This is a genomic window from Micromonospora sp. NPDC049366 (assembly GCF_044466625.1).
In the GTDB taxonomy this organism is placed as follows: domain Bacteria; phylum Actinomycetota; class Actinomycetes; order Mycobacteriales; family Micromonosporaceae; genus Micromonospora.
Window position 1 is genome coordinate 37565 of record NZ_JBITMV010000022.1, and the last position, 17117, is coordinate 54681.

A 17117-nucleotide genomic window follows, 5' to 3' on the forward strand; every position below is an offset into this window, starting at 1 on the left:
AGGACGAGCATGAGCGGCAGCTTGAGCAACCCGTGGACAAGCGCACCCTTCGTCGCGGTCGACCTGGAAGGCACCGGCGCCCAGGACCGCGACGAAGAGGCGATCCTGGAGATCGCGGCCGTCCCGATGGTGGCCGGGCTGCCGCACATGCCCGCCAGCTACAGCACCCTCGTCAACCCGCAGCGACCCGTCGGCCGGCGCCCGTGGGTGTCGCCCGGCCTGACGCATAGCGTTCTGCGCCGCGCCCCGTTGCTCGATGACGTCACTCGGCCGCTGGCGGAGCGGATCAACGGGCGCTACCTCGTGGGCCACAACGTCGGCGTTGACTGGCGGCTCCTTCACCGACGCGTGCCCGGCATCACGCCGGCGGGCCTCATCGACACGCTCCGTCTCGCCCGGGCGTTGGGTGCCCCACGGCGCAGTCTCACCGCCCTGGTCGACGATCTCGGACTCACGGCCACCGTCCACGCCGCAGACCCGGCCGGCCAGCCGCACAGGGCGCTCTGGGATGCCGCCGCGGCGGCGCTGCTGTTGCCCGCGCTTATCCGACGCCGGTGGCGCACCGCGCCGCCCCTCGCCCTTCTGCTGGCGGAGGCGGAGGTCCCGATGCGGCTGGCGCAGCCGGTCGAAGCAGAGCCGCAGCCGGCGCTGTTCTAACCCCTGCCGGGGTTGCAACTTCCACGCGGAGCGGGCCGGTATCCGCAGGTAGGGGCCGGGTTCGCGCCAACTCTGCGCCCCGGGAAGCAAATCTGGGCGCGTCCCTTGTGACATTGAAGGACACGATGCCATGCTGACACCGTGACCGTCGGCACGGTGCCCACAGGCACGGTGACGAAGGTCCGGGACGTCGCTGGCGAGCCGGCCATCACTGGCCCGTACGGGCGTCCACGACGACCGGCACCAGCGAGACCGGATTCCGCCACGGCAACAGATGCGGGATCCCCTGCTGGCCCTGAACGCGGATTCATCCGGCGAGTCGAGACCGATACGAAGTGCCTGATCGGCGGACTCGCCCCGAGACGCCCGGCCTGATCGCCTCCCGTCGAAAGCAGACGACCAGGCCGGGGTGTAGGTGCACCACCGGCGCGGGGACCGAATCCCCGCACAGCGGTACTCCTGAGAGGAGATCCTCGCATGCCCCAGCAGGACGACAACCTGTACGAGGCTGACATCCGCAGCGTGAACCTGCGCAAGCTCTGCGGCGGCGGCATCACCAACACGATGGAGAGCTGCGTCGCGGCCGGGATCCACCCGGACAACCCGGACGCCATCGTCATCGGTGACTCGAAGCTGGGCGCCGACTCGCCGCGGCTGGTGTTCAGCCGCGGCGAGCTCGCCAACTTCGTCGACGAGTTCACCAACGGCAAGATCTGATCCGCTTGGGCTGGCCGTGCTGCGGCGCGGCCAGCCCGCCTTCAAGGGGGTAACCATGACGACCGGGGCGCTGCACTGGCACGGGTACGGTCCGTGGACGGGCCCGCACCAGACCTTCGGGCGTGATCACGATCACGAGCGCCGGCCGGGGCCGACCCCTGCCGACGCGCAGACGAGCGCATTCATCACCGGGTCAACGCCGCCGCTGGAGAACGGCCACTACCTGTTGCGCCGTGGCCAGACGAAGCCGGAGCTGACCTGGACCGACGTGCAGGGCGCGTTGGACTGGCTGGCTGGTACCTACGATCGGCAGCCGCCCGACGAGAGGCTCAGCTACGTGGACCTGGCGGCCCGCCTGGCGCACACCCGTGCGGGGCTGGAAGGCGGCGCCGACGCGGTGTGGCACTACACCCAGAGCGTCGGCGCCAACCGGGTCGCCGTGTTCGCCGTGATCTGCTGCCCGCACCGCCACCACGCCCGGACGCCGTGTCCCCTCCCACCGAACTGACCTCGATGCTGGGAGATCCCATGTCCCTCGAACTGCTCCTCGGACGCGACGACGCGACCACCGTTCTCACCGCATGGCCCGACCGTCCCTACACGCTGACGCTGCCGGACGACAGTCCGATCGGGCGGATGGTCAGCGCGCAGACGATCCGCGCGTTCCTCGACGCCGGCTGCGCGCCGGCCGACTACGTCAACATCTTCCACAAGGGCGAAGGGCTGCACCCGGCCCGCTTCACCGTCGCCGACCGGGTGGCACCGTCGTCCGTCGAGCTTCTGCTCAACGAGGGCTGCACCATCCAGTTGCGGGAGCTGAACCGGTGGTGGCCGCCGCTGAGCGCCATCTGCCAGGGCATCCAGGTGGAGACCGGCTACTCGTGCTACGTCACCGCGTTCCTCACCCCGCCCGGCACCCAGGGCCTGGACTACCACTGGGACCAGTACCTGGGGATCGTCGTGCAGCTGGCGGGCACGAAGACCTGGGAGCTGCACGAGCCGAAGGTCGACGCCCCGTACCGTGATCACTCCATGTCCACCAACCTGTGGCAGGACTCGTGGGTCGACGAGTGGCGCAACGCTGGCCCGGACCAGACGGTCGAGCTGGCCGCCGGCGACGTTCTCGTCCTGCCGCGCGGCTGGGTGCACAACCCGCACTCGCGGTCGGCCACCGAGACGAGCGTGCACCTGACCTTCGTGCTGAAGGAGCGCACCCCGCTGTGGGTCGCGGAGCGACTGGTCGGCAGCGCGCTCAACGACCTCGCGTTCCGCGCCGTCATCCCACCGGCGAACCTCGACCTCGCCCAGATGCCGAAGACGATCGACGAGGTCCGGCGACTCCTGATCGACTACCTGGGCAGGCTGGACCCGGACGGGCTGGCGCGGCCGGTGCGCCACGCCGCCGAGCACGAGACAAGCCACGCCACGGTGTGACTGCCGCGGTTCCGGGCGCCCACGTCGCTGGGCGCCCGGAACCTCGGCAGCCCACCCGTCCCCTCGGCGGGGCCTTCCACTGTCGCAAGCCCCGGTGTCGAACCGGGCAGGCCGCCGTTATGAGCAGCAGCTGGACCCACGTCCGCCTGCGTTGCACCCCGCAGTGGATGGCATCGAGACCCGACCGGGAGTCGAACCCGCGATCACCCGCTTTGCAGGCGGGGCGCCCCACCCGGGACGATGTCGGGCCACCGCTCGCAGCGGTGTTAGCGTGCGAGCAATGGGATCACCTTTCAACCCGGGCGTGCCGGTGAGGGACCTGCGGTTGACCCGCCGCGACGACGGTCTCCAGGAGCTGCGGATCGAGCTCGACGACGAGCAGGGCCCGGTCGTCCTCACGTGGACTGGTCACCTCAGCATCAGCCCGCAGGAGCCGCTGAGCGGGCAGCACGTGCAATGGGACCTGATCATGTCGTGTCGGCAGGGCGGTGTTGGCGACCCGTGGGCGACGTTGCAGGTCCTGCCGCCGCGGCCCGTCGTCGACCTCAAGCCGATCATGGGCCGGCCGTAGACGCGCCCCCGGCTGGATTCGAACCAGCGGCCCCCACGTCCGGAACGTGGTGCGCTATCCGCTGCGCTACGAGGGCAAGTAGGTTGGAAACCTGCCGGCCTGGGGGATGGAGGAAGGCTGGAGAACACTGCCTCCCCGGGCCATCCGGCCGGCGGCGTACGGGTGGAGGGAATCGAACCCCCTGAGCGTTGAACGCAACGGCTTTACAGGCCGCCCCACCTCTCCGTCGGTGGCGCACCCATCTGGGGTGACTGGCCGGTACTGACCCGGCACCTCCGGGGCCACAACCCGGTGCTCTGCCATTGAGCTACAGCCACAACCTCGGCCCGAAGGCCAGTGCCCGCGAAGGGTTTCGAACCCCTGACCTGCGCTGTGTGAAAGCGCCGCTCTCCCTCTGAGCTACACGGGCATGCACTAGGAGCGCGGGCCGTAGATCAGCACTCGGGCCCGAGTAGCGCCGAGGACCTGCTCAATCCTCGGGCGCACGATGCTCCACTCCAGTCCACCGAGTCCGCACCCGAGCGCCGGCACGGCGATCGAGCCGATACGCAATCCACGCACCTTGTCGGCCAGGTCCTGCAGGCCGGCCTCGACATCCTCCAGCCGCGAGGGCTCACGCCAGTGCCGCTTCGTCGGGAAGTTGATCACGTAGCGGTGGCGGCCCTTGCGCGCGAGGACCACTTGCACCCTCCCGGGGGCCATCTCGCCCTGACCGCAGGCGTGGCGGTAGACGGCGTAGCTGGCCGGGAACCGCTGCTTGAACTGCAGCGCCAGGCCTTTGCCCATCACGCCGACGCAGTTGACCGGGTTAACCAAGGCGTCGACGTCCGCGGCGAACAGGTCGCCCGTCACGTCCCGGACCTGGCTCGCCTGCTGGACCATGCTCGCCCCTCGATCGTGCCGACTTCTGGCTGTACTGAGCGCGGAAGGGGTGGGATTCGAACCCACGAGGAGGCTCTCGCCCCCTGCGACGCTTCCAACGTCGCGTCCATGACCGCTGGCCCCTCCATGGGCTCCGGTGCGAGGACTCGAACCTCGATCGGGCGGTTAACAGCCGCCTGTCCTGCCGTTGAACGACACCGGAATGGTCGCGCGTGCGGGGCTCGAACCCGCTTCACCGCCTTGAAAGGGCGAGGGCCTACCCATAACCGAACGCGCGTGGGTGTGTCCCGGGGAGGGCTTGAACCTCCGGCCTCCGCCGTGTCGAGGCGGCGTTCTGCCATCTGAACTACCGGGACGTGCTGGCCGGCCGCGGGGGGTGCCGCGCTTGCGCCCGACGCTCTACGCGGCGGGACCGGCCGTGGTGGCGGAGGCTGGATTTGAACCAGCGGCCTCTGGGTTATGAGCCCAGCGAGCACTCCGAGCTGCTCCACTCCGCTAGTGCCGCCGAAGGGAATCGAACCCCCGCAGTCCTGGGTAAAAGCCAGGAGCCCGGCCATCAGGCGCCGGCGGCATCGTGCTGCGCCCCGCGCTGGATTCGAACCAGCGGCCTGTCGCTTAGGAGGCGACCGCTCTATCCGCCTGAGCTAGCGGGGCAGGTGGTGCGACACCCAGCAATCGAACCTGGCACACCCGGCTTCGCACGCCGGGAAGCGCGTCCAGCGCACGTGCCGCGTGGTACGCCGGGCGGGAGTCGAACCCGCGACCTACGGAGTAAGAGTCCGCAGCTCTGGCCTCTGAGCTACCGGCGCATGGTGCCCCCGGGGAATTCCGACATCCCGACCCGCCGGTTAAGAGCCGGCTGCTCTTCCTCTGAGCTACGGAGGCTTGGCGGAGGAGACACGGATCGAACGTGCACCGGGTTGCCCCGCGACCGTTTTCGAAACGGCGGCCGACGCCTGCCCTCGGCTGGCTCCTCCATGGTCGGGCTGGCCGGATTTGAACCGACGACCTCTCGCTCCCGAAGCGAGCGCGCTGCCAAGCTGCGCTACAGCCCGTTGGTCAGGACGACAGGAGTTGAACCTGTGCCTCCGGCCGGGTCCGGCCGGCGCGCTGCCACCTGCGCTACGTCCCGTGGCGGGGCCCCGGCTATGCCCTTACCGGGGCCCCTCGATGTGTTTACGACACACACAGTTGTTCACCTGGCCCGCCAGCACGTTTAAGGCCACCCCGAGCCTGAGGTTTCCGCGCTCTGCCATTGAGCTACCGCCGCATGGTTTGGAGCGGCGGGCCGGACTCGAACCGGCATCTCGGTAACGGTTGGTGGTGGTCGGTCGATCTGGCGTTGGGTGGGTTGCTGAGCCTGGAGCGATAGCTTCAGCCTGGTCGCTTCGGGTCTGCCTCTTCCGGTTGGGCTACCCCGGCATGGAGAGCCGGGGGGAGGGGTTGAACCTCCACTGGAACCTTCAGCGTGATGAGCCTGAGACTGCGTCTCAACCTCGTGCGCTTTACGCGCTACCCCCGCTCCGTGGGGGTGTCCTTGGGGCTACCCGGCGAGCAGGTAGCCGAACACGGCCTGGCCGGCCTCCCGCTCGACCGCGGCGGCGGCGTTGGCCTGCTCGCGGGCGACCTTGACCGCCTCGATCAGCTGGTCGACGCGCTGCCGCAGCTGCTTGACCCGCTCGGCCGGCATGGCGCCGGACAGCTTCGTCGTGGTCCAGGTGCCGATTGGAACGTCCTCGGAGTACGGCTGCACCTGCGCCGGGTGGCGGTCGGTGGCCTCCGCGAGGACGTGGTTGCGCATGACCTTCTTCATCTTCTGCGTCCGGGCCGGCGCCGACCGGAAGCATCCGCGCTCCGGGTCCAGCGTCCATTCCTCGGCCGGGTCCAGCGTCGGCAGCTTGTCGACGAAGGACCGCCAGTGCGTGAGCTGCTTCTCCAGGAACAGCAGGTACGTCACCGGCGCGGCCTCGATCAGGGTCTGGCCGTCGACGATGACGTCGGCCTTGGCGACCGCGTTGCTGGCGTCCTGCGTGAGCTGCAGGTCGAACAGCCGGCCCAGCGCGCCGGCGGCGTCTTCGACGACGCGGGCAACGTTGATCTGGACCCGGGTCGACTCCTCCGGGAGCTGGTCCCGCTCGTCGTCGGAGAACGGCGCGTACCTGCGGTGGATGCCGGAAAGGGGCTGGCCCTTCTGCACCAGGTGGTACGCGTCGGTGATCGCGCGCTCGGCCTGCGGCTTTGCGCCCTTCACGAGCGCGTTGATCTGGTGGAGCTTCGTGGGGGATGCCACCGGGTGTTCCTCTCCGTGTCAGCGTGCGGGCAGCGTATGGCGAGTCGGAGCGGCCGGATTCGAACCGGCGGCCTCTGCACCCCCAGTGCAGCGCGCTGACCTGCTGCGCTACGCCCCGAAGTTGTGTCGAGAGCGCCGTTTACGGCACCTCGGTTGGTGGGTGAACGCGCCGGGCCAGGGGCATGCCCGGTAGGTGGTCGGCGTGGCTACCGCTCTTCACGTTCTCCCAGTGCCCTCGGCAGGACTCGAACCTGCGACCTCGACGTTCGTAGCGTCGCGCGCTATCCATCTGCGCTACGGGGGCATGCGTGCCGCCGGGTGGAGTTGAACCACCGCATCTCCCGGTTATCAGCCGGGTGCCTTCACCAGACTTGGCCACGACGGCATGGCGGGGAAGGAGGGATTCGAACCCCCGGCGGTGTGACCCGCTACGCGCTAGCAACGCGCTGCCATCGACCAGACTCGGCCACCTCCCCATGGCGCCCCGTGCCGGGATCGAACCGGCGGCCCTCCGCTCGACAGGCGGATGCTCTCCCACTGAGCTAACGGAGCATGGTGGATCGACGGGGAGTCGAACCCCGCACGCGAGGCTTGCAAAGCGACGCTGTGCACCAGCACTCGACCCAAGGTGCGCGGCCGGAGTCGAACCGACGTCTCCCCAGGTTGGTTGTCCCCAGGGCGGCGGGCCCACCCCGCCTTCGAGCGTCCCGGTCGCCGCGCCGCGTCCGCGCGCCGTTGCCGGGTTCCGCGTTTCGCCTCGGCGGCCGTCCCGCCGGACGGTGCTCTGCTGGGCCGCGGCCGGCCCGTTGGTACCCGACCGGGGATTCGAACCCCGAACCTCTCCGCCCTGAACGGAGCGCCTCTGCCGAAGTTGGGCTAGTCGGGCAAGGTGGCCGCCGACGGGACTTGAACCCGCACCGGTCTCGACACATCACGGGCCGGGCGGCGACCGGGTGTGCACGCCCGGCGTCACCGCGCGGGCCGCGAACCTGGCCAGTGAGCCGGACCTGCTCTGCCAGTTGAGCTACGGCGACCATCGAGAGCCAACGTCCGGACTCGAACCGGATCCTCTCGCTTACGAGGCGAGTGCACGGCCGGTCGTGCTGCGCTGGCGTGGCCGGTGGGTCCCTCGCGTGCCGGGGCGGCGCCGCCGTTCGCCGGCGGATCACCGTCAGGGGCGCTGTCCCTGCCTTCGGAGCACGGCGTCCCGATCCGCGAGGGGCCCATCGGAGTTGGGGCCGACGGCCGGAGTCGAACCGGCGGCCCTCCGCTTACAAGGCGGACGCTCTGGCCAGCTGAGCTACGTCGGCGTGGTGCCCTCGACACGATTCGAACGTGCACGTGACCAGGACCTCGACCTGGCGCCTCTACCAGAATTGGGCCACGAGGGCGTGGCTCCCGGACAAGGATTCGAACCTCAGCCTCGACGTCCAGAGCGTCGTGTCCTGCCGATTAGACGATCCGGGAATGGGGCCGGCGGCCGGTGGCTGTCGCGAGCACAGCCGTTCGCCCCGTCGGTCAGCACGGGGACCGGCGCGCCGGCCGGGGATCAGCGCTGCATCGTGCCCAACCAGGTGGGGACCGACGGCTGCAGCAGCAGCTGCATGCCCGCCTCGGCGAGCGTCAGGTCCGCCTTACGCTGGTTGCACGAGTAGCACGCGCTGATCGTGTTCTGCCAGGTGTTCCGGCCGCCACGGGCACGGGGAACGATGTGGTCGACAGTCGTGGCCACGCCGAGGCAGTAGCCGCAGCGGCGGTCGTCGCGGCGCAGCACGCCGGACTTCGACCAGGCCGGCCCGTTGGTGTACCGCCACCGGGTGACGACGTAGCGGACCAGGCGCAGCACCTTCGGCATCGGGAACACGCCGATCAGCCGGTCCGGCTCGGCCTCGTGGATCTCGGCGACCTGCCGGAGCAGCATGCGGATCGCGTGTTTGATCGGGACCCGGTGCAGCGGTCCCAGGTCGGCGTTCAGAACGAGAACGGCGTCCACCGGGTCCTCCTTCCGTCTCGTGGCCGGTGGTGAGATTGACAGATGATCTGTCAATGGAGCGGCTACCGGGACTCGAACCCGGGACCTCGACGTTGGCAACGTCGCGCTCTACCAGCTGAGCTACAACCGCATGGAGCCACCGCGGGGAATCGAACCCCGGACCTTCTCCGTACCAAGGAGACGCTCTGCCAAGCTGAGCTACGGCGGCACAGGTACCCCGAGCGGGATTCGAACCCGCACTGATCCGAGCTTGAATCGGACGCCTGCTACCAGTTGGGCTACCGGGGTAGGGAATGAGCGGGTCAACAACCCCCGCCCTTGATGATCCACTCGGCAGGGGTTAAGTTGCGGTAGGTACTGCAACGTGATCCGCGTACAACTCGTTACACCCCTGGGGGCAGAATGGCGCAGAAGCAGATCGTCGAGTGGATTGACGACCTCACCGGCAGCAAGATCACGGACGGGCCCGGTTCGCCGACGGTGCCGTTCAGTGTCGACGGCGCCGCGTACGAGATCGACCTCGGCAAGGACAGCCGCCAGGCGCTGCAGGAAGCGCTCGCGCCGTTCATCCGCGCGGCACGCAAGGTTCCCAGCAGGGTGACCGGCTCACGGATTCAGGCCCCGCCGCGCCAGCCAGCGAAGATCGATCCGACGCAGAAGCGGGACATCCGCAACTGGTGGGCCGAGAACCAGAAGACCGCGAACCTGCCGAAGCACAACACGAAGGGCCGCATCCCGGAAGTGGTGATGTCCGCGTACCAGGAGCACGGCGGGAAGCGTGTGCACCCGCCGGTGCCGATGCCGTTCGCCAGTTGAAGCAGGATCTCCGACCGGGCCGGCAGGACGGGGACTTGGCTCCCGCTGCCGGCCCGCCCGTTTGAGCGGCGACGGGGAATCGAACCCCGGTCGTCTCGGTGGAAGCGAGTCGCTCTGCCATTGAGCTACCGCCACAGGTGGTGCTGAGTAGGCCGTACGGGGCTCGAACCCGTAACCTCTGCGCTGAGAACGCAGCGAGCTGCCAGATTGCTCCAACGGCCCATGGAGCTGGCGGGGATCGCGGTCGCGCGCCCGCGAACCCGCCAACGTGTCCACCCCCGGGGTCGAACCGGGATCCTTCCGGGCTTCAACCGGACGCTCTGCCATCCGAGCTCGGTGGACGTGCGTGTGGAGAAGACGGGACTCGAACCCGCGGCCTCCGCCCTGCCGAGGCGGCGCTCTCCCATCTGAGCTACATCCCCATGGTCTGGGCCCGGGGAGTCGAACCCCGTGTCTCCTGCTCCCAAGGCAGGCGGGTTGCCGTCTCCCTCGGCCCAGAGGTGTTGCCCCCGGCCGGCGACGCGGGTGCGCCGCCGGCCGGGGTCTTGCATGCCATCCACTGTGGAGTTGAGAAATCGCGTGACCGCCGGCCGAAGTCGGGGTCGGAGCATGGGCGACAGGACTCGAACCTGCAACCTTCGGTTTTGGAGACCGGCGCTCTACCAGTTGAGCTACGCCCATATGGAGTTGTCCCAGGTAGCAGAAAAGCCGCCTACCCGTTGGCTGGGTGGCGGCTTTCGCGTCTGCGAGCGCTAGTCGCGCCACCTGCCCAGCTGCGTGTTCCACTCGATCGCGTGCGCGTCGACGACACGCCCGAACGAGGGCAGCACAGCACCGTCGAGCGGCATGTACCGCTTCGACTCGCTACCGGCGCTGCACAACATCTCGGGCTCCCTGTTCGGGTGGTTGACCTTGCAACTCAACGGTAAGCGCGGGAAGCGCGACGGGGCAACACCGTTTTCACGTCACCCGCGCGCGGTCGGGGTCAGCGGATGCGGATGGGCATGATCAGGTACCGGTAGCCGGGCAGGACGTTGCCGCCCCCGTCTGCCGGCTCGATGACAGCCGGCTTGTTCGCGTCGACGAACCAGAACGCGGCGGTCGGGGCGCCGAGCTGAGAGAGTCCGTCGAGCAGGTACTGCGGGTTGAACGCGGCGGTGAGCGGCTCGCCGGTGAACGTCGCATCCATGGCCTCGCTGCCGCGCGCCTCCTCCGGGCCGCCCGCGGAGACGATCAGGGTGTCGGCAGTGAAGTCGAGCAGCACGGGCGTGGCCCGCTCGGCGACCAGCGCGATTCGCTTGACGACCTCGGTCAGGGCGGCCACGTTGACGCGAGCCTCCGCCTTGAAGCTGGACGGGAACAAACTCCGCACGGGCGGGTAGTTGGCGCCGTCGAGCAGCCGGCTGGTGGTGCGCCTTGTACCGGCGACGAGGCCGACCATGCCCTCACCGTTACCGGAGCCGGTGAGGGCGAGATGGACGTCCCCGCCGACCGGGCCGAGGCTCTTCGCGCTGTCGTGCAGGTTCTTGGCGGGCACGAGCAGGTTGAGGCTGGCGTCCGGGTCCGCCGGGGTCCAACGCATCTCGCGCAGCGCGAGCCGGTACCGGTCGGTGCCGAGCATCGTGAGGACGTCCCCCGCGACCTCGATGCGGATGCCCGTGAGCAGGGGGAGGGTGTCGTCGCGGCCAGCGGCGATGGCGACCTGGGCGACCGCGGTGGCGAACTCGGCGGCGGCGACGGTTCCGGAGCTCGGCGGCATCGCGGGCAGTTGTGGATAGTCCTCGGCCGGCATCGTCGGCAGGCTGAACCGGGCGCTGCCGCACACCAACTCCAGGTGCGCGCCTGCGGAGGCGATCTCGACGGTTTTCGCCGGCAGTGCCTTGACGATCTCGCTGAGCAGCCGGCCCGAGACCAGTGCGGCGCCGTCACTCGCGCCGTCGACCTCCAGCGCGACCTCGTTGGATGCCTCGTAGTCGAACGCGGACAGGGTCAGCCGGCCGCCGTCGACACGCAGCATCAGGCCGGCGAGCACGGGAATCGCCGGTCGGGCGGGCAGGCTCTTCGCGGTCCAGGCGACAGCGTCACCCAGGTCCTTGGGGTTGACCTTGAACTTCACGGTTCCTCCGTGTCGGTGGGCATGTAATGCGTTGTTGCATGGAGCACGTTACGTCTCGATGCGGCATTGGTCTACCTGCGCGTGGATCGGGCATGTGGATGCTGTTGCTGGGGCCTGCGTCAGGCCGCCTCTGCTCCATCCGGGAGCCACACTGCCCGGACACGCTTCTTCCGTAGCTCCCGCATCAGCCCGTCAACGTGCCGGCCCTTCCACCCGAGTCGCTTCGCGTATGGCGGCACGTCGACCACGATCCCGTCACGCACGATCGCCCCGAGGGTGGCCCGTCCCAGCGGCGCCCAGATGGTCCCGGCCGCCACGGTTCGGGGGAGCACCAGGTCCCAGCCCCGGGCGCCGAACTCCGTCGCCTTCTGGTAGGTCCATCCGGAGCCGAAGGTCGGCGACCAACGGCACGCGATGCGCAGGATCCGGCCGCAGTCCCGCGCAATCAGCAGGTTCCGCTCCTCGAAGCCACCGGGCCCGTCCCACCGCCGGACCTGGGGTTTGTGCTCACGCACGACGATGCCCCGCGCACGAGCGAGCGCGACGCCGAGAGTGTCGATGCCCTCAGCACCGCCGGAGACGACCACGTCAGGCCGGCGTCGCTCGAACACGCCGAGGATCTCCGACCGGGCAACGGCCAGCGCAGTCCGGTCGGAGAACCAGGTGCTGCCGACGATCGCGAGGACGTCGGTGGTCACGACGTTCGGCCGGCCGGGCTGGTTTCGAGCCCAGCGGCGGTGCGTACCCTCTCGTCCCGGTCCGGGGCGAACAGGTCGTACACGGTCACCGGGTGATGGAAGGTCACGTCAGCGAGGGTGTCCAAGGCGAGCCGCGCCCATGGCCTCCGCTCGCGAAGCCATGCCATCCCAGCCTCCCACCGCGCGGTGGAGTCCTCGTTGTCGTACCAGCGTTCCTGCCAGTCGGTGATGGCCCGCTGCTCAGCCTCGCTGCAGTCGTCCCACGACTGCATCTGCCGGCCCGGCCAATCCAGGTGCGTCGTCGGGTTGGGAAAGTCCTCGTAAACGGAGTGCGCCGTGACGATCGGCTCGTCGTCGCGGGCGCGCAGAAACTCCACCACCTGCTCCCAGCCCGCCGTCAACAACTCGCCGTCGGGCTTGTCGCCCCGGCGGAACCGCCGACGGAACATGCCGCCGGCGAGACCCTCCTCGATGACGCTCGCCAGCCACGACCGGTGCCGGCCTTCCACCCAGACGTGCCCCGGACCCCACCCGGCGAGCTTCGCGGCCAGCCGGATCGGGTCTGAGCCGGCGGCGATGGCGGTGTTGAGCTCGACGTTGCGGGAATGCAGCTTCACCCCGGCTACGTGCAAATCGACCCCGTCGACGTTCAGGCGGGTACGCAGGGATCGGACCAGCAAGCGACGGTGTTCGTTGCTGACAGCCAACCCGAGCAGCGGCTGGCCGGGCCGCCAGGCACCGTACGCCGCCTTGTTGGCGCGTTCCTCGGCCTGCGCCGCGCGCAGCCCGGTGTGCAGGTAGTTGGAGCCATGCTCGCCGTCCGGAACCTCCGGCACCATCGCGAGGATGCGCGCGATCCGGTCCACGACGTCGGTATGCTCGAAGTCCCAAGCGGCAATGGCGGGGCCGCGGGCCAGGTGCTCCAGCCACGCAAACTCGCTGCCGGGCAGCTCTGCCTCGCCAGATGGAGAGTGGAAGTAGAGACGGCTCACGCCCTCGTCCTCTCGTACGAGTCGGTCACTGCGCGTCGGCCTGCCGGGAGATGGTGTGCGGGCCGAGGATGGTGCAGGTCAGCAGCACGGTGTGCCCGTGCCAGTCGCCGTAGGCGCTGTCCGGGGCGGCGGTGCCGTACTCGTGGCAGGGTGCCCCGACGTGGTTGCCCTCGTGGTCGACGTCGCCGTAGGTCCAATCGGTGAACCCGACCTTCGCGCCCACCAGTTCGGCCCATGCGTCCAGTTGCTTGGTCTCGTTGAACCGGAACTGCAGGTGCAGGGTCGGCGGGGAACCGTTGACGAGGACCGCCGCGGCCGGCGGCGGCAGCCTGCGGTCCCGGATCGCGGCCTCGATCGCGGCGACCACCTCGAAGCGCTGACGGAGGACCTGGTCCGGGTCAGGCGGCCAGTGGAACGACGCCATCGTCACGCCGCCTCGTCCGCAGTCAGGTTGGCGTGCCGGACCCGCTGCAGCCACGCCTCGATCGGCCGCGGGTCCGGCTTGTCGGGCAGCGGCGTGCGCGTGTGGGTCATTCGCCGAACGGTGTCGTCGAGGAGGCCCTCGGCGACCCACAGGGCGCCGGCCGCGACAGCCTCGCCGAAGGACATGTACCACTCCGGGTCGGCGAGCCGCAGGGTGAGGTGCCCGGTCTCGTACAACTGCAGGCCCTGCTTCATCACCCGCGCGAGGTGGCGGGCGTGCTTGGCCCGCCTGCGCGGGTCCGGCGAGCCCTCACCGCGGTCCCGCAGACGCCGGACCTGCTCCCGCGCGTACCCGAGGTACGCGTCCCGCACGCGGGGGGCGCTCAGCAACGTCGACCGGATCGCGATCAGCTCGTCGCCCAGGCTGGTGCGGTTCTCGTACAACGCGTCAGGCAGCCAGAGCAGCTCGGTGATCGTCGGGTTGACGGTGAGCAGGAGTTGGGCGGCCTTCCGCGCCTCATGCAGGGTGATGTCCGGGGTCTGAACGATGCTGGCGTCGGTGATGACGCCGAGGTCCAGACCGAACAGCGCCTGCGTGGGCGCGGCGAAGATGCCGAGCCGGTCCGTGTCGGAGCCCGGGCGAGCCAGCCCGTACGCCTGCGACCCGACGATCCCGGACAGGAGGATGTGCACTCAGTTCTCCCTGGACTGGTTGGTGATCCCAGCGGCGTGCAGCGCCGCGTTGTAGCAGAGCCGGGCGGTGCGCCACTCCGGCGTGTCGGGGGCGAAGCTCCGCATGACGTTCGCGACGGCTCCGCACACCTGGTGGACGTCCGGCTCGGACTCGGCCCGGAGCAGCTGCAGGGTCAGCCCCTCCTCCTCGGCGAAGAGGACGATTTGGAGCCAGCCCACCCACCGTTGGTAGGTATGCGACCACCATCGCTGCGGCATGGCCACCGGGTCGCCGTGGCCCTCCCGGTCATCGCGGTGCCACACGAAGCCCGCCCGGTAGTGGTCGCGGTAGCGACCGAACACCACCGCCAGGTCGGGCGGCTCGGCCATCCGCTCCCCGGTCACTTGCGGATCCCCTTCCGCTCGGCCGCGAGCACATCGGCGATGGTGTGGCCGTTGACGGTAAGCAGCGGTGCCTGCTCTGCGGCGAGGCGTAGCGCGGTTTCGAGGTCGAAGCGGTGGGTGTCGAGCCATTCGTCGACGCGCTCGCTGGGCTGGGACTCGAAGTCCCACGTGCCGTCAACGCCCAGGCACATCCGGCCGTGGGTGACAGCCCACCGCTCCTCCCCGCGATACTCGACGACGATCGTGAAGTGCCGCGAGTTGCTGTCGTCCCCGGGCAGTCCGCACACCTCGTATCGGGTGACCCGGGTCTGCACCGGGGGCAGGACCTGCCCGGCGACCGCCGTCACGCCAGGTCCCCGGACGGCTGGTCGGCCCAGGGCAGCGGCTCCTGGTCGACGGGGCCGGACTCGGACATGACCTCGATGCAGAACGCGCAGCGGAGGTCGCCGTCCACGAGGGCGACAGCGGTCCGGTCGATCCCCTGATGCGCGTTCGTGCGGCAACCGCGGGCCAGGTGCTCCCGGTCGAGCAGCCGGAGCAGTTGGAAGGCGAACGTCCGCAGCTGGTCCGTGGTGACCTCCCGGTGCAGGCCACGGTCGACAAGGACCTTGTCCGACAGGGACAGCCGCACCATGTGCGGCCCGCCGTTGTCGTCGGGCCCGAAGGACAGGCACGCGCCGAACGCGAGGTCCCAGCGCACGGCGGTTGGTTCCTGCTCGGCGTACGGCAGCGTCCAGTCGCGGCCGTCGTACTCGGGCTGGCCGGTTGTGGCGGTCATCGGGCGTCTGCCTCCGCGTCGTCGAGCTTGCTGCGCCGGATCTGGTTGTTGACCGTCAGCCCGGCCGCCCACGCGTCGTCGGTGTTGTCGGCGAAGATCAGCGCGCTGCGTTCACCGAACGCGCGCAGGCAGGGCCAGCAGATCCGATCGTCGAGGAAGGTGGGCAGTAGACCGCCCCGGAGCGCGGGCATCGACAGGGTGTGCCCGCACACGGTGCGGAACCGCTTGAACAGCAGCTGCTCGACCACGTCGCCGCGCTGCGGCTGGTCCTCGTCCGGGCCGACGACGTGAACGGCGCCGCGCTCGTGTGTCGCGACGAACTCCAGGATCCGCCCGTGCTCGTTCTTCTCGGCGAGGAGCTTGGCGACCCGGGCGGCCGGGGACCAGGTGGACGGCCGCAGCCACGGCATGTCGTCGGTGAGCGATCTGCCGGGGGAGGTGTCGGTCATCAGAAGCTTCCTTCGGCGACCTGGAAGACGGTCAGGCCGTTGGCGCGCCACATCCGGACGACCTGCTCGCGGTCGTCGAACACGCCGAGGACGTCGTACTGCTTGCGGATGTGCTCGTTGAAGAACTCCTGCTTGACCACGGAGTCGCGGCGGCCGTCGCCGAGCCGGCGCATGTACAGCGCGAGGTACGGCACCTGGACGTGCCGGTCCAGCCAGGTCATGGTGTCGGCGCGGGCGGACTCGTCCCGGCCGGAGCAGAAGATCACGCCGTAGCCTGCGGCGTGCATGGCGCGGACGACGAGGATCACCGGTCGGTTCGGTCCGTCCTCGAGAACCCGAGTCATGTCGTACGGACTCCGGTCCACCTTCAGCGCGACGGTGCCGTCGATGTCGACGAGCACGACCACGGGGGTGCCGGGAACCGGTCGGTACGGGACCAGGGTGTCGACGATCGTGACCTTCGGCCGCCGCCGCGTCGCGGGTGTCTGCATGGCGCTCTCCGGAATCCGAATAGGGGAGAGGAGTGTAACGCATTGTAGCAGGCAATGCGTTACGATACGTTGCATGGGTAGGCGCCAGGGAACTTCCGCCGCGCCTCCGCTGCACGGACGCACCACCACCGTCCTGGCCCTCCGGATCACTCAAGGAGTAGCGGTGAACAGCGACATGCTCCGGGCCCAGCTGGCAGCAGCCGAGGACCGCAGGGCGCGAGCCGCTATGCGGCTGGCGGAGGCACAGAGGGTGCTCGACAAGGAGGCCCGGCGCATCAGCCTGATCACGGGACACATGACGGCCGGGCCCGGTCACGTCTTCACACCGAACCCCGACCTTGACGCATGGCGGGCTACTTTTCCCTCCTGTCGGTTCTGCTCCCTGGACATCACGGCGATCAAGACCGCCAAACCATGCGCCGGGGACCAGCACGTCTGCCCAACTGCGGTGACCGAGGGCGCTACAGCGACCGCCTACCAGGTCTGGGGCAGGGAGGGGTGGTTCTGCGGCCAGAGCGGCCGATTCCTGCGCGGCTTCCGAGCCTGGGTCTGCGCGGCGGGTCACCGCACCGAGCAGCAGCACAGGCAGTGCCCGGCGCCGGCGTGCCCCTGCCGATTCCTGATTCTCCCGTCGGCCCGACGGAGCAAGCCTTGACGGCCCACGCCGACGGGACGCTGCCGAGCGACCCGGTTGCCGGCACCGCCTAGCCCCCTTTCCGTCATAACTAGCGTT

General features: G+C 69.6%; 20 protein-coding genes and 38 tRNA genes. 6 read left to right on the forward strand and 52 right to left on the reverse strand.

Annotated features, from left to right (window positions below):
* The first annotated feature begins 9 nt into the window (after positions 1-9).
* The 4 genes from ACIBTV_RS26820 to ACIBTV_RS26835 all read left to right on the forward strand — a co-directional run bounded on the left by ACIBTV_RS26820 (position 10) and on the right by ACIBTV_RS26835 (position 2808).
* Positions 10-657, forward strand: a complete 648-nt coding sequence (locus ACIBTV_RS26820) for an exonuclease domain-containing protein (protein ID WP_396709287.1) — start codon at positions 10-12, stop codon at positions 655-657.
* 477 nt (positions 658-1134) lie between these two features.
* Positions 1135-1374 (forward strand): DUF397 domain-containing protein, encoded by a 240-nt coding sequence (locus tag ACIBTV_RS26825; RefSeq protein ID WP_396709289.1) that lies wholly within the window; start codon positions 1135-1137, stop codon positions 1372-1374.
* 55 nt (positions 1375-1429) lie between these two features.
* Positions 1430-1882: a hypothetical protein gene (locus ACIBTV_RS26830; RefSeq protein ID WP_396709291.1), complete on the forward strand. Its 453-nt coding sequence runs from the start codon at positions 1430-1432 to the stop codon at positions 1880-1882.
* A gap of 20 nt (positions 1883-1902) precedes the next feature.
* Complete coding sequence (locus tag ACIBTV_RS26835; protein WP_396709293.1) at positions 1903-2808, forward strand: JmjC domain-containing protein; 906 nt, start codon at positions 1903-1905, stop codon at positions 2806-2808.
* Positions 2809-2984: 176 nt separating this feature from the next.
* Here the strand turns inward: ACIBTV_RS26835 and ACIBTV_RS26840 are convergent.
* Positions 2985-3058 (reverse strand) — tRNA-Cys (locus ACIBTV_RS26840).
* A 30-nt stretch (positions 3059-3088) separates the two neighbouring features.
* Here ACIBTV_RS26840 and ACIBTV_RS26845 point away from each other — a divergent pair.
* Positions 3089-3379 carry a hypothetical protein gene (locus tag ACIBTV_RS26845; RefSeq protein WP_396709295.1) on the forward strand — a complete coding sequence of 97 codons (291 nt, stop codon included), beginning with the start codon at positions 3089-3091 and terminating at the stop codon, positions 3377-3379.
* 3 nt (positions 3380-3382) lie between these two features.
* Here the strand turns inward: ACIBTV_RS26845 and ACIBTV_RS26850 are convergent.
* From ACIBTV_RS26850 to ACIBTV_RS27020, 35 genes are all read right to left on the reverse strand, one after another.
* A tRNA-Arg gene (locus tag ACIBTV_RS26850) sits at positions 3383-3455 on the reverse strand.
* A gap of 81 nt (positions 3456-3536) precedes the next feature.
* Positions 3537-3621: transfer RNA gene (locus ACIBTV_RS26855), tRNA-Tyr, on the reverse strand.
* Position 3622: 1 nt separating this feature from the next.
* Positions 3623-3696, reverse strand: a tRNA-His gene (locus ACIBTV_RS26860).
* A gap of 20 nt (positions 3697-3716) precedes the next feature.
* Positions 3717-3788, reverse strand: a tRNA-Val gene (locus ACIBTV_RS26865).
* Between the two features lie 5 nt (positions 3789-3793).
* Positions 3794-4261, reverse strand: coding sequence for a macro domain-containing protein (locus ACIBTV_RS26870; protein ID WP_396709297.1), 468 nt, complete (start codon positions 4259-4261; stop codon positions 3794-3796).
* 41 nt (positions 4262-4302) lie between these two features.
* A tRNA-OTHER gene (locus ACIBTV_RS26875) sits at positions 4303-4387 on the reverse strand.
* A gap of 5 nt (positions 4388-4392) precedes the next feature.
* Positions 4393-4463 (reverse strand) — tRNA-Asn (locus ACIBTV_RS26880).
* A gap of 1 nt (position 4464) precedes the next feature.
* Positions 4465-4538: transfer RNA gene (locus ACIBTV_RS26885), tRNA-Glu, on the reverse strand.
* 6 nt (positions 4539-4544) lie between these two features.
* Positions 4545-4617: transfer RNA gene (locus ACIBTV_RS26890), tRNA-Val, on the reverse strand.
* 63 nt (positions 4618-4680) lie between these two features.
* Positions 4681-4758, reverse strand: a tRNA-Met gene (locus ACIBTV_RS26895).
* Positions 4759-4760: 2 nt separating this feature from the next.
* Positions 4761-4832: transfer RNA gene (locus ACIBTV_RS26900), tRNA-Lys, on the reverse strand.
* 9 nt (positions 4833-4841) lie between these two features.
* Positions 4842-4915, reverse strand: a tRNA-Arg gene (locus tag ACIBTV_RS26905).
* 3 nt (positions 4916-4918) lie between these two features.
* Positions 4919-4993: transfer RNA gene (locus tag ACIBTV_RS26910), tRNA-Arg, on the reverse strand.
* A 1-nt stretch (position 4994) separates the two neighbouring features.
* Positions 4995-5070, reverse strand: a tRNA-Lys gene (locus ACIBTV_RS26915).
* Position 5071: 1 nt separating this feature from the next.
* Positions 5072-5146 (reverse strand) — tRNA-Lys (locus ACIBTV_RS26920).
* Between the two features lies 1 nt (position 5147).
* Positions 5148-5238, reverse strand: a tRNA-Ser gene (locus tag ACIBTV_RS26925).
* Between the two features lies 1 nt (position 5239).
* Positions 5240-5316 (reverse strand) — tRNA-Pro (locus ACIBTV_RS26930).
* Between the two features lies 1 nt (position 5317).
* Positions 5318-5393 (reverse strand) — tRNA-Ser (locus ACIBTV_RS26935).
* 411 nt (positions 5394-5804) lie between these two features.
* A complete protein-coding gene (locus ACIBTV_RS26940) occupies positions 5805-6551 on the reverse strand; it encodes a hypothetical protein (RefSeq protein WP_396709299.1) in 747 nt (248 codons plus the stop codon).
* Between the two features lie 44 nt (positions 6552-6595).
* Positions 6596-6669, reverse strand: a tRNA-Pro gene (locus tag ACIBTV_RS26945).
* A gap of 112 nt (positions 6670-6781) precedes the next feature.
* Positions 6782-6855: transfer RNA gene (locus ACIBTV_RS26950), tRNA-Arg, on the reverse strand.
* Positions 6856-6860: 5 nt separating this feature from the next.
* Positions 6861-6936 (reverse strand) — tRNA-Ile (locus ACIBTV_RS26955).
* Between the two features lies 1 nt (position 6937).
* Positions 6938-7027: transfer RNA gene (locus tag ACIBTV_RS26960), tRNA-Ser, on the reverse strand.
* Position 7028: 1 nt separating this feature from the next.
* A tRNA-Asp gene (locus ACIBTV_RS26965) sits at positions 7029-7103 on the reverse strand.
* Position 7104: 1 nt separating this feature from the next.
* Positions 7105-7176, reverse strand: a tRNA-Ala gene (locus tag ACIBTV_RS26970).
* 182 nt (positions 7177-7358) lie between these two features.
* Positions 7359-7437, reverse strand: a tRNA-Leu gene (locus tag ACIBTV_RS26975).
* A 6-nt stretch (positions 7438-7443) separates the two neighbouring features.
* Positions 7444-7585, reverse strand: a tRNA-OTHER gene (locus ACIBTV_RS26980).
* Positions 7586-7592: 7 nt separating this feature from the next.
* Positions 7593-7664 (reverse strand) — tRNA-Thr (locus ACIBTV_RS26985).
* Between the two features lie 120 nt (positions 7665-7784).
* A tRNA-Thr gene (locus ACIBTV_RS26990) sits at positions 7785-7861 on the reverse strand.
* Between the two features lies 1 nt (position 7862).
* A tRNA-Leu gene (locus ACIBTV_RS26995) sits at positions 7863-7942 on the reverse strand.
* Position 7943: 1 nt separating this feature from the next.
* Positions 7944-8018: transfer RNA gene (locus ACIBTV_RS27000), tRNA-Gln, on the reverse strand.
* 82 nt (positions 8019-8100) lie between these two features.
* Positions 8101-8544: an HNH endonuclease gene (locus ACIBTV_RS27005; protein ID WP_396709301.1), complete on the reverse strand. Its 444-nt coding sequence runs from the start codon at positions 8542-8544 to the stop codon at positions 8101-8103.
* A gap of 54 nt (positions 8545-8598) precedes the next feature.
* Positions 8599-8674, reverse strand: a tRNA-Gly gene (locus ACIBTV_RS27010).
* A gap of 1 nt (position 8675) precedes the next feature.
* Positions 8676-8752, reverse strand: a tRNA-Thr gene (locus ACIBTV_RS27015).
* 5 nt (positions 8753-8757) lie between these two features.
* Positions 8758-8832: transfer RNA gene (locus ACIBTV_RS27020), tRNA-Leu, on the reverse strand.
* A 114-nt stretch (positions 8833-8946) separates the two neighbouring features.
* Here ACIBTV_RS27020 and ACIBTV_RS27025 point away from each other — a divergent pair.
* Complete coding sequence (locus ACIBTV_RS27025) at positions 8947-9360, forward strand: Lsr2 family protein (RefSeq protein WP_396709302.1); 414 nt, start codon at positions 8947-8949, stop codon at positions 9358-9360.
* A 64-nt stretch (positions 9361-9424) separates the two neighbouring features.
* Here the strand turns inward: ACIBTV_RS27025 and ACIBTV_RS27030 are convergent.
* The 16 genes from ACIBTV_RS27030 to ACIBTV_RS27105 form a co-directional block, all read right to left on the reverse strand.
* Positions 9425-9495: transfer RNA gene (locus ACIBTV_RS27030), tRNA-Gly, on the reverse strand.
* A 13-nt stretch (positions 9496-9508) separates the two neighbouring features.
* Positions 9509-9582 (reverse strand) — tRNA-Glu (locus ACIBTV_RS27035).
* A 127-nt stretch (positions 9583-9709) separates the two neighbouring features.
* Positions 9710-9782 (reverse strand) — tRNA-Ala (locus tag ACIBTV_RS27040).
* A 1-nt stretch (position 9783) separates the two neighbouring features.
* A tRNA-Pro gene (locus ACIBTV_RS27045) sits at positions 9784-9858 on the reverse strand.
* A gap of 110 nt (positions 9859-9968) precedes the next feature.
* Positions 9969-10041, reverse strand: a tRNA-Trp gene (locus ACIBTV_RS27050).
* Positions 10042-10112: 71 nt separating this feature from the next.
* A complete protein-coding gene (locus ACIBTV_RS27055; RefSeq protein WP_396709304.1) occupies positions 10113-10244 on the reverse strand; it encodes a hypothetical protein in 132 nt (43 codons plus the stop codon).
* A 101-nt stretch (positions 10245-10345) separates the two neighbouring features.
* Entirely contained in the window at positions 10346-11476 is a 1131-nt protein-coding gene (gene dnaN / locus ACIBTV_RS27060) for a DNA polymerase III subunit beta (RefSeq protein ID WP_396709306.1), read from the reverse strand.
* Between the two features lie 119 nt (positions 11477-11595).
* Positions 11596-12174 (reverse strand): hypothetical protein, encoded by a 579-nt coding sequence (locus ACIBTV_RS27065; RefSeq protein ID WP_396709308.1) that lies wholly within the window; start codon positions 12172-12174, stop codon positions 11596-11598.
* A complete protein-coding gene (locus tag ACIBTV_RS27070) occupies positions 12171-13166 on the reverse strand; it encodes a hypothetical protein (RefSeq protein WP_396709310.1) in 996 nt (331 codons plus the stop codon). Before ACIBTV_RS27070 ends, ACIBTV_RS27065 begins: the two co-directional genes overlap by 4 nt.
* Positions 13167-13191: 25 nt before the next feature.
* Positions 13192-13596 (reverse strand): hypothetical protein, encoded by a 405-nt coding sequence (locus ACIBTV_RS27075; RefSeq protein WP_396709312.1) that lies wholly within the window; start codon positions 13594-13596, stop codon positions 13192-13194.
* On the reverse strand, positions 13593-14282 hold the full coding sequence (locus tag ACIBTV_RS27080; protein ID WP_396709313.1) for a DNA polymerase beta superfamily protein: 690 nt from the start codon (positions 14280-14282) through the stop codon (positions 13593-13595). Before ACIBTV_RS27080 ends, ACIBTV_RS27075 begins: the two co-directional genes overlap by 4 nt.
* On the reverse strand, positions 14283-14666 hold the full coding sequence (locus ACIBTV_RS27085) for a hypothetical protein (protein ID WP_396709315.1): 384 nt from the start codon (positions 14664-14666) through the stop codon (positions 14283-14285).
* Positions 14663-15013, reverse strand: coding sequence for a hypothetical protein (locus tag ACIBTV_RS27090; protein WP_396709317.1), 351 nt, complete (start codon positions 15011-15013; stop codon positions 14663-14665). Before ACIBTV_RS27090 ends, ACIBTV_RS27085 begins: the two co-directional genes overlap by 4 nt.
* Positions 15010-15444, reverse strand: a complete 435-nt coding sequence (locus ACIBTV_RS27095) for a hypothetical protein (protein WP_396709318.1) — start codon at positions 15442-15444, stop codon at positions 15010-15012. Before ACIBTV_RS27095 ends, ACIBTV_RS27090 begins: the two co-directional genes overlap by 4 nt.
* Positions 15441-15893, reverse strand: coding sequence for a hypothetical protein (locus tag ACIBTV_RS27100; RefSeq protein ID WP_396709320.1), 453 nt, complete (start codon positions 15891-15893; stop codon positions 15441-15443). The genes ACIBTV_RS27095 and ACIBTV_RS27100 overlap by 4 nt, the downstream gene beginning before the upstream one ends.
* Positions 15893-16384: a hypothetical protein gene (locus tag ACIBTV_RS27105; protein WP_396709322.1), complete on the reverse strand. Its 492-nt coding sequence runs from the start codon at positions 16382-16384 to the stop codon at positions 15893-15895. Before ACIBTV_RS27105 ends, ACIBTV_RS27100 begins: the two co-directional genes overlap by 1 nt.
* Positions 16385-17117: the final 733 nt, after the last annotated feature.

Excerpts from the sequence above, each read along its gene's own strand:
- ACIBTV_RS26820 (WP_396709287.1), top strand. The coding sequence starts at position 10 with ATGAGCGGCAGCTTGAGCAACCCGTGGACAAGCGCACCCTTCGTCGCG.
- ACIBTV_RS26825 (WP_396709289.1), top strand. The coding sequence starts at position 1,135 with ATGCCCCAGCAGGACGACAACCTGTACGAGGCTGACATCCGCAGCGTG.
- ACIBTV_RS26830 (WP_396709291.1), top strand. The coding sequence starts at position 1,430 with ATGACGACCGGGGCGCTGCACTGGCACGGGTACGGTCCGTGGACGGGC.
- ACIBTV_RS26835 (WP_396709293.1), top strand. The coding sequence starts at position 1,903 with ATGTCCCTCGAACTGCTCCTCGGACGCGACGACGCGACCACCGTTCTC.
- ACIBTV_RS26845 (WP_396709295.1), top strand. The coding sequence starts at position 3,089 with ATGGGATCACCTTTCAACCCGGGCGTGCCGGTGAGGGACCTGCGGTTG.
- ACIBTV_RS26870 (WP_396709297.1), bottom strand. The coding sequence starts at position 4,261 with ATGGTCCAGCAGGCGAGCCAGGTCCGGGACGTGACGGGCGACCTGTTC.
- ACIBTV_RS27025 (WP_396709302.1), top strand. The coding sequence starts at position 8,947 with ATGGCGCAGAAGCAGATCGTCGAGTGGATTGACGACCTCACCGGCAGC.
- ACIBTV_RS27055 (WP_396709304.1), bottom strand. The coding sequence starts at position 10,244 with ATGTTGTGCAGCGCCGGTAGCGAGTCGAAGCGGTACATGCCGCTCGAC.
- ACIBTV_RS27095 (WP_396709318.1), bottom strand. The coding sequence starts at position 15,444 with ATGACCGCCACAACCGGCCAGCCCGAGTACGACGGCCGCGACTGGACG.
- ACIBTV_RS27100 (WP_396709320.1), bottom strand. The coding sequence starts at position 15,893 with ATGACCGACACCTCCCCCGGCAGATCGCTCACCGACGACATGCCGTGG.
- ACIBTV_RS27105 (WP_396709322.1), bottom strand. The coding sequence starts at position 16,384 with ATGCAGACACCCGCGACGCGGCGGCGGCCGAAGGTCACGATCGTCGAC.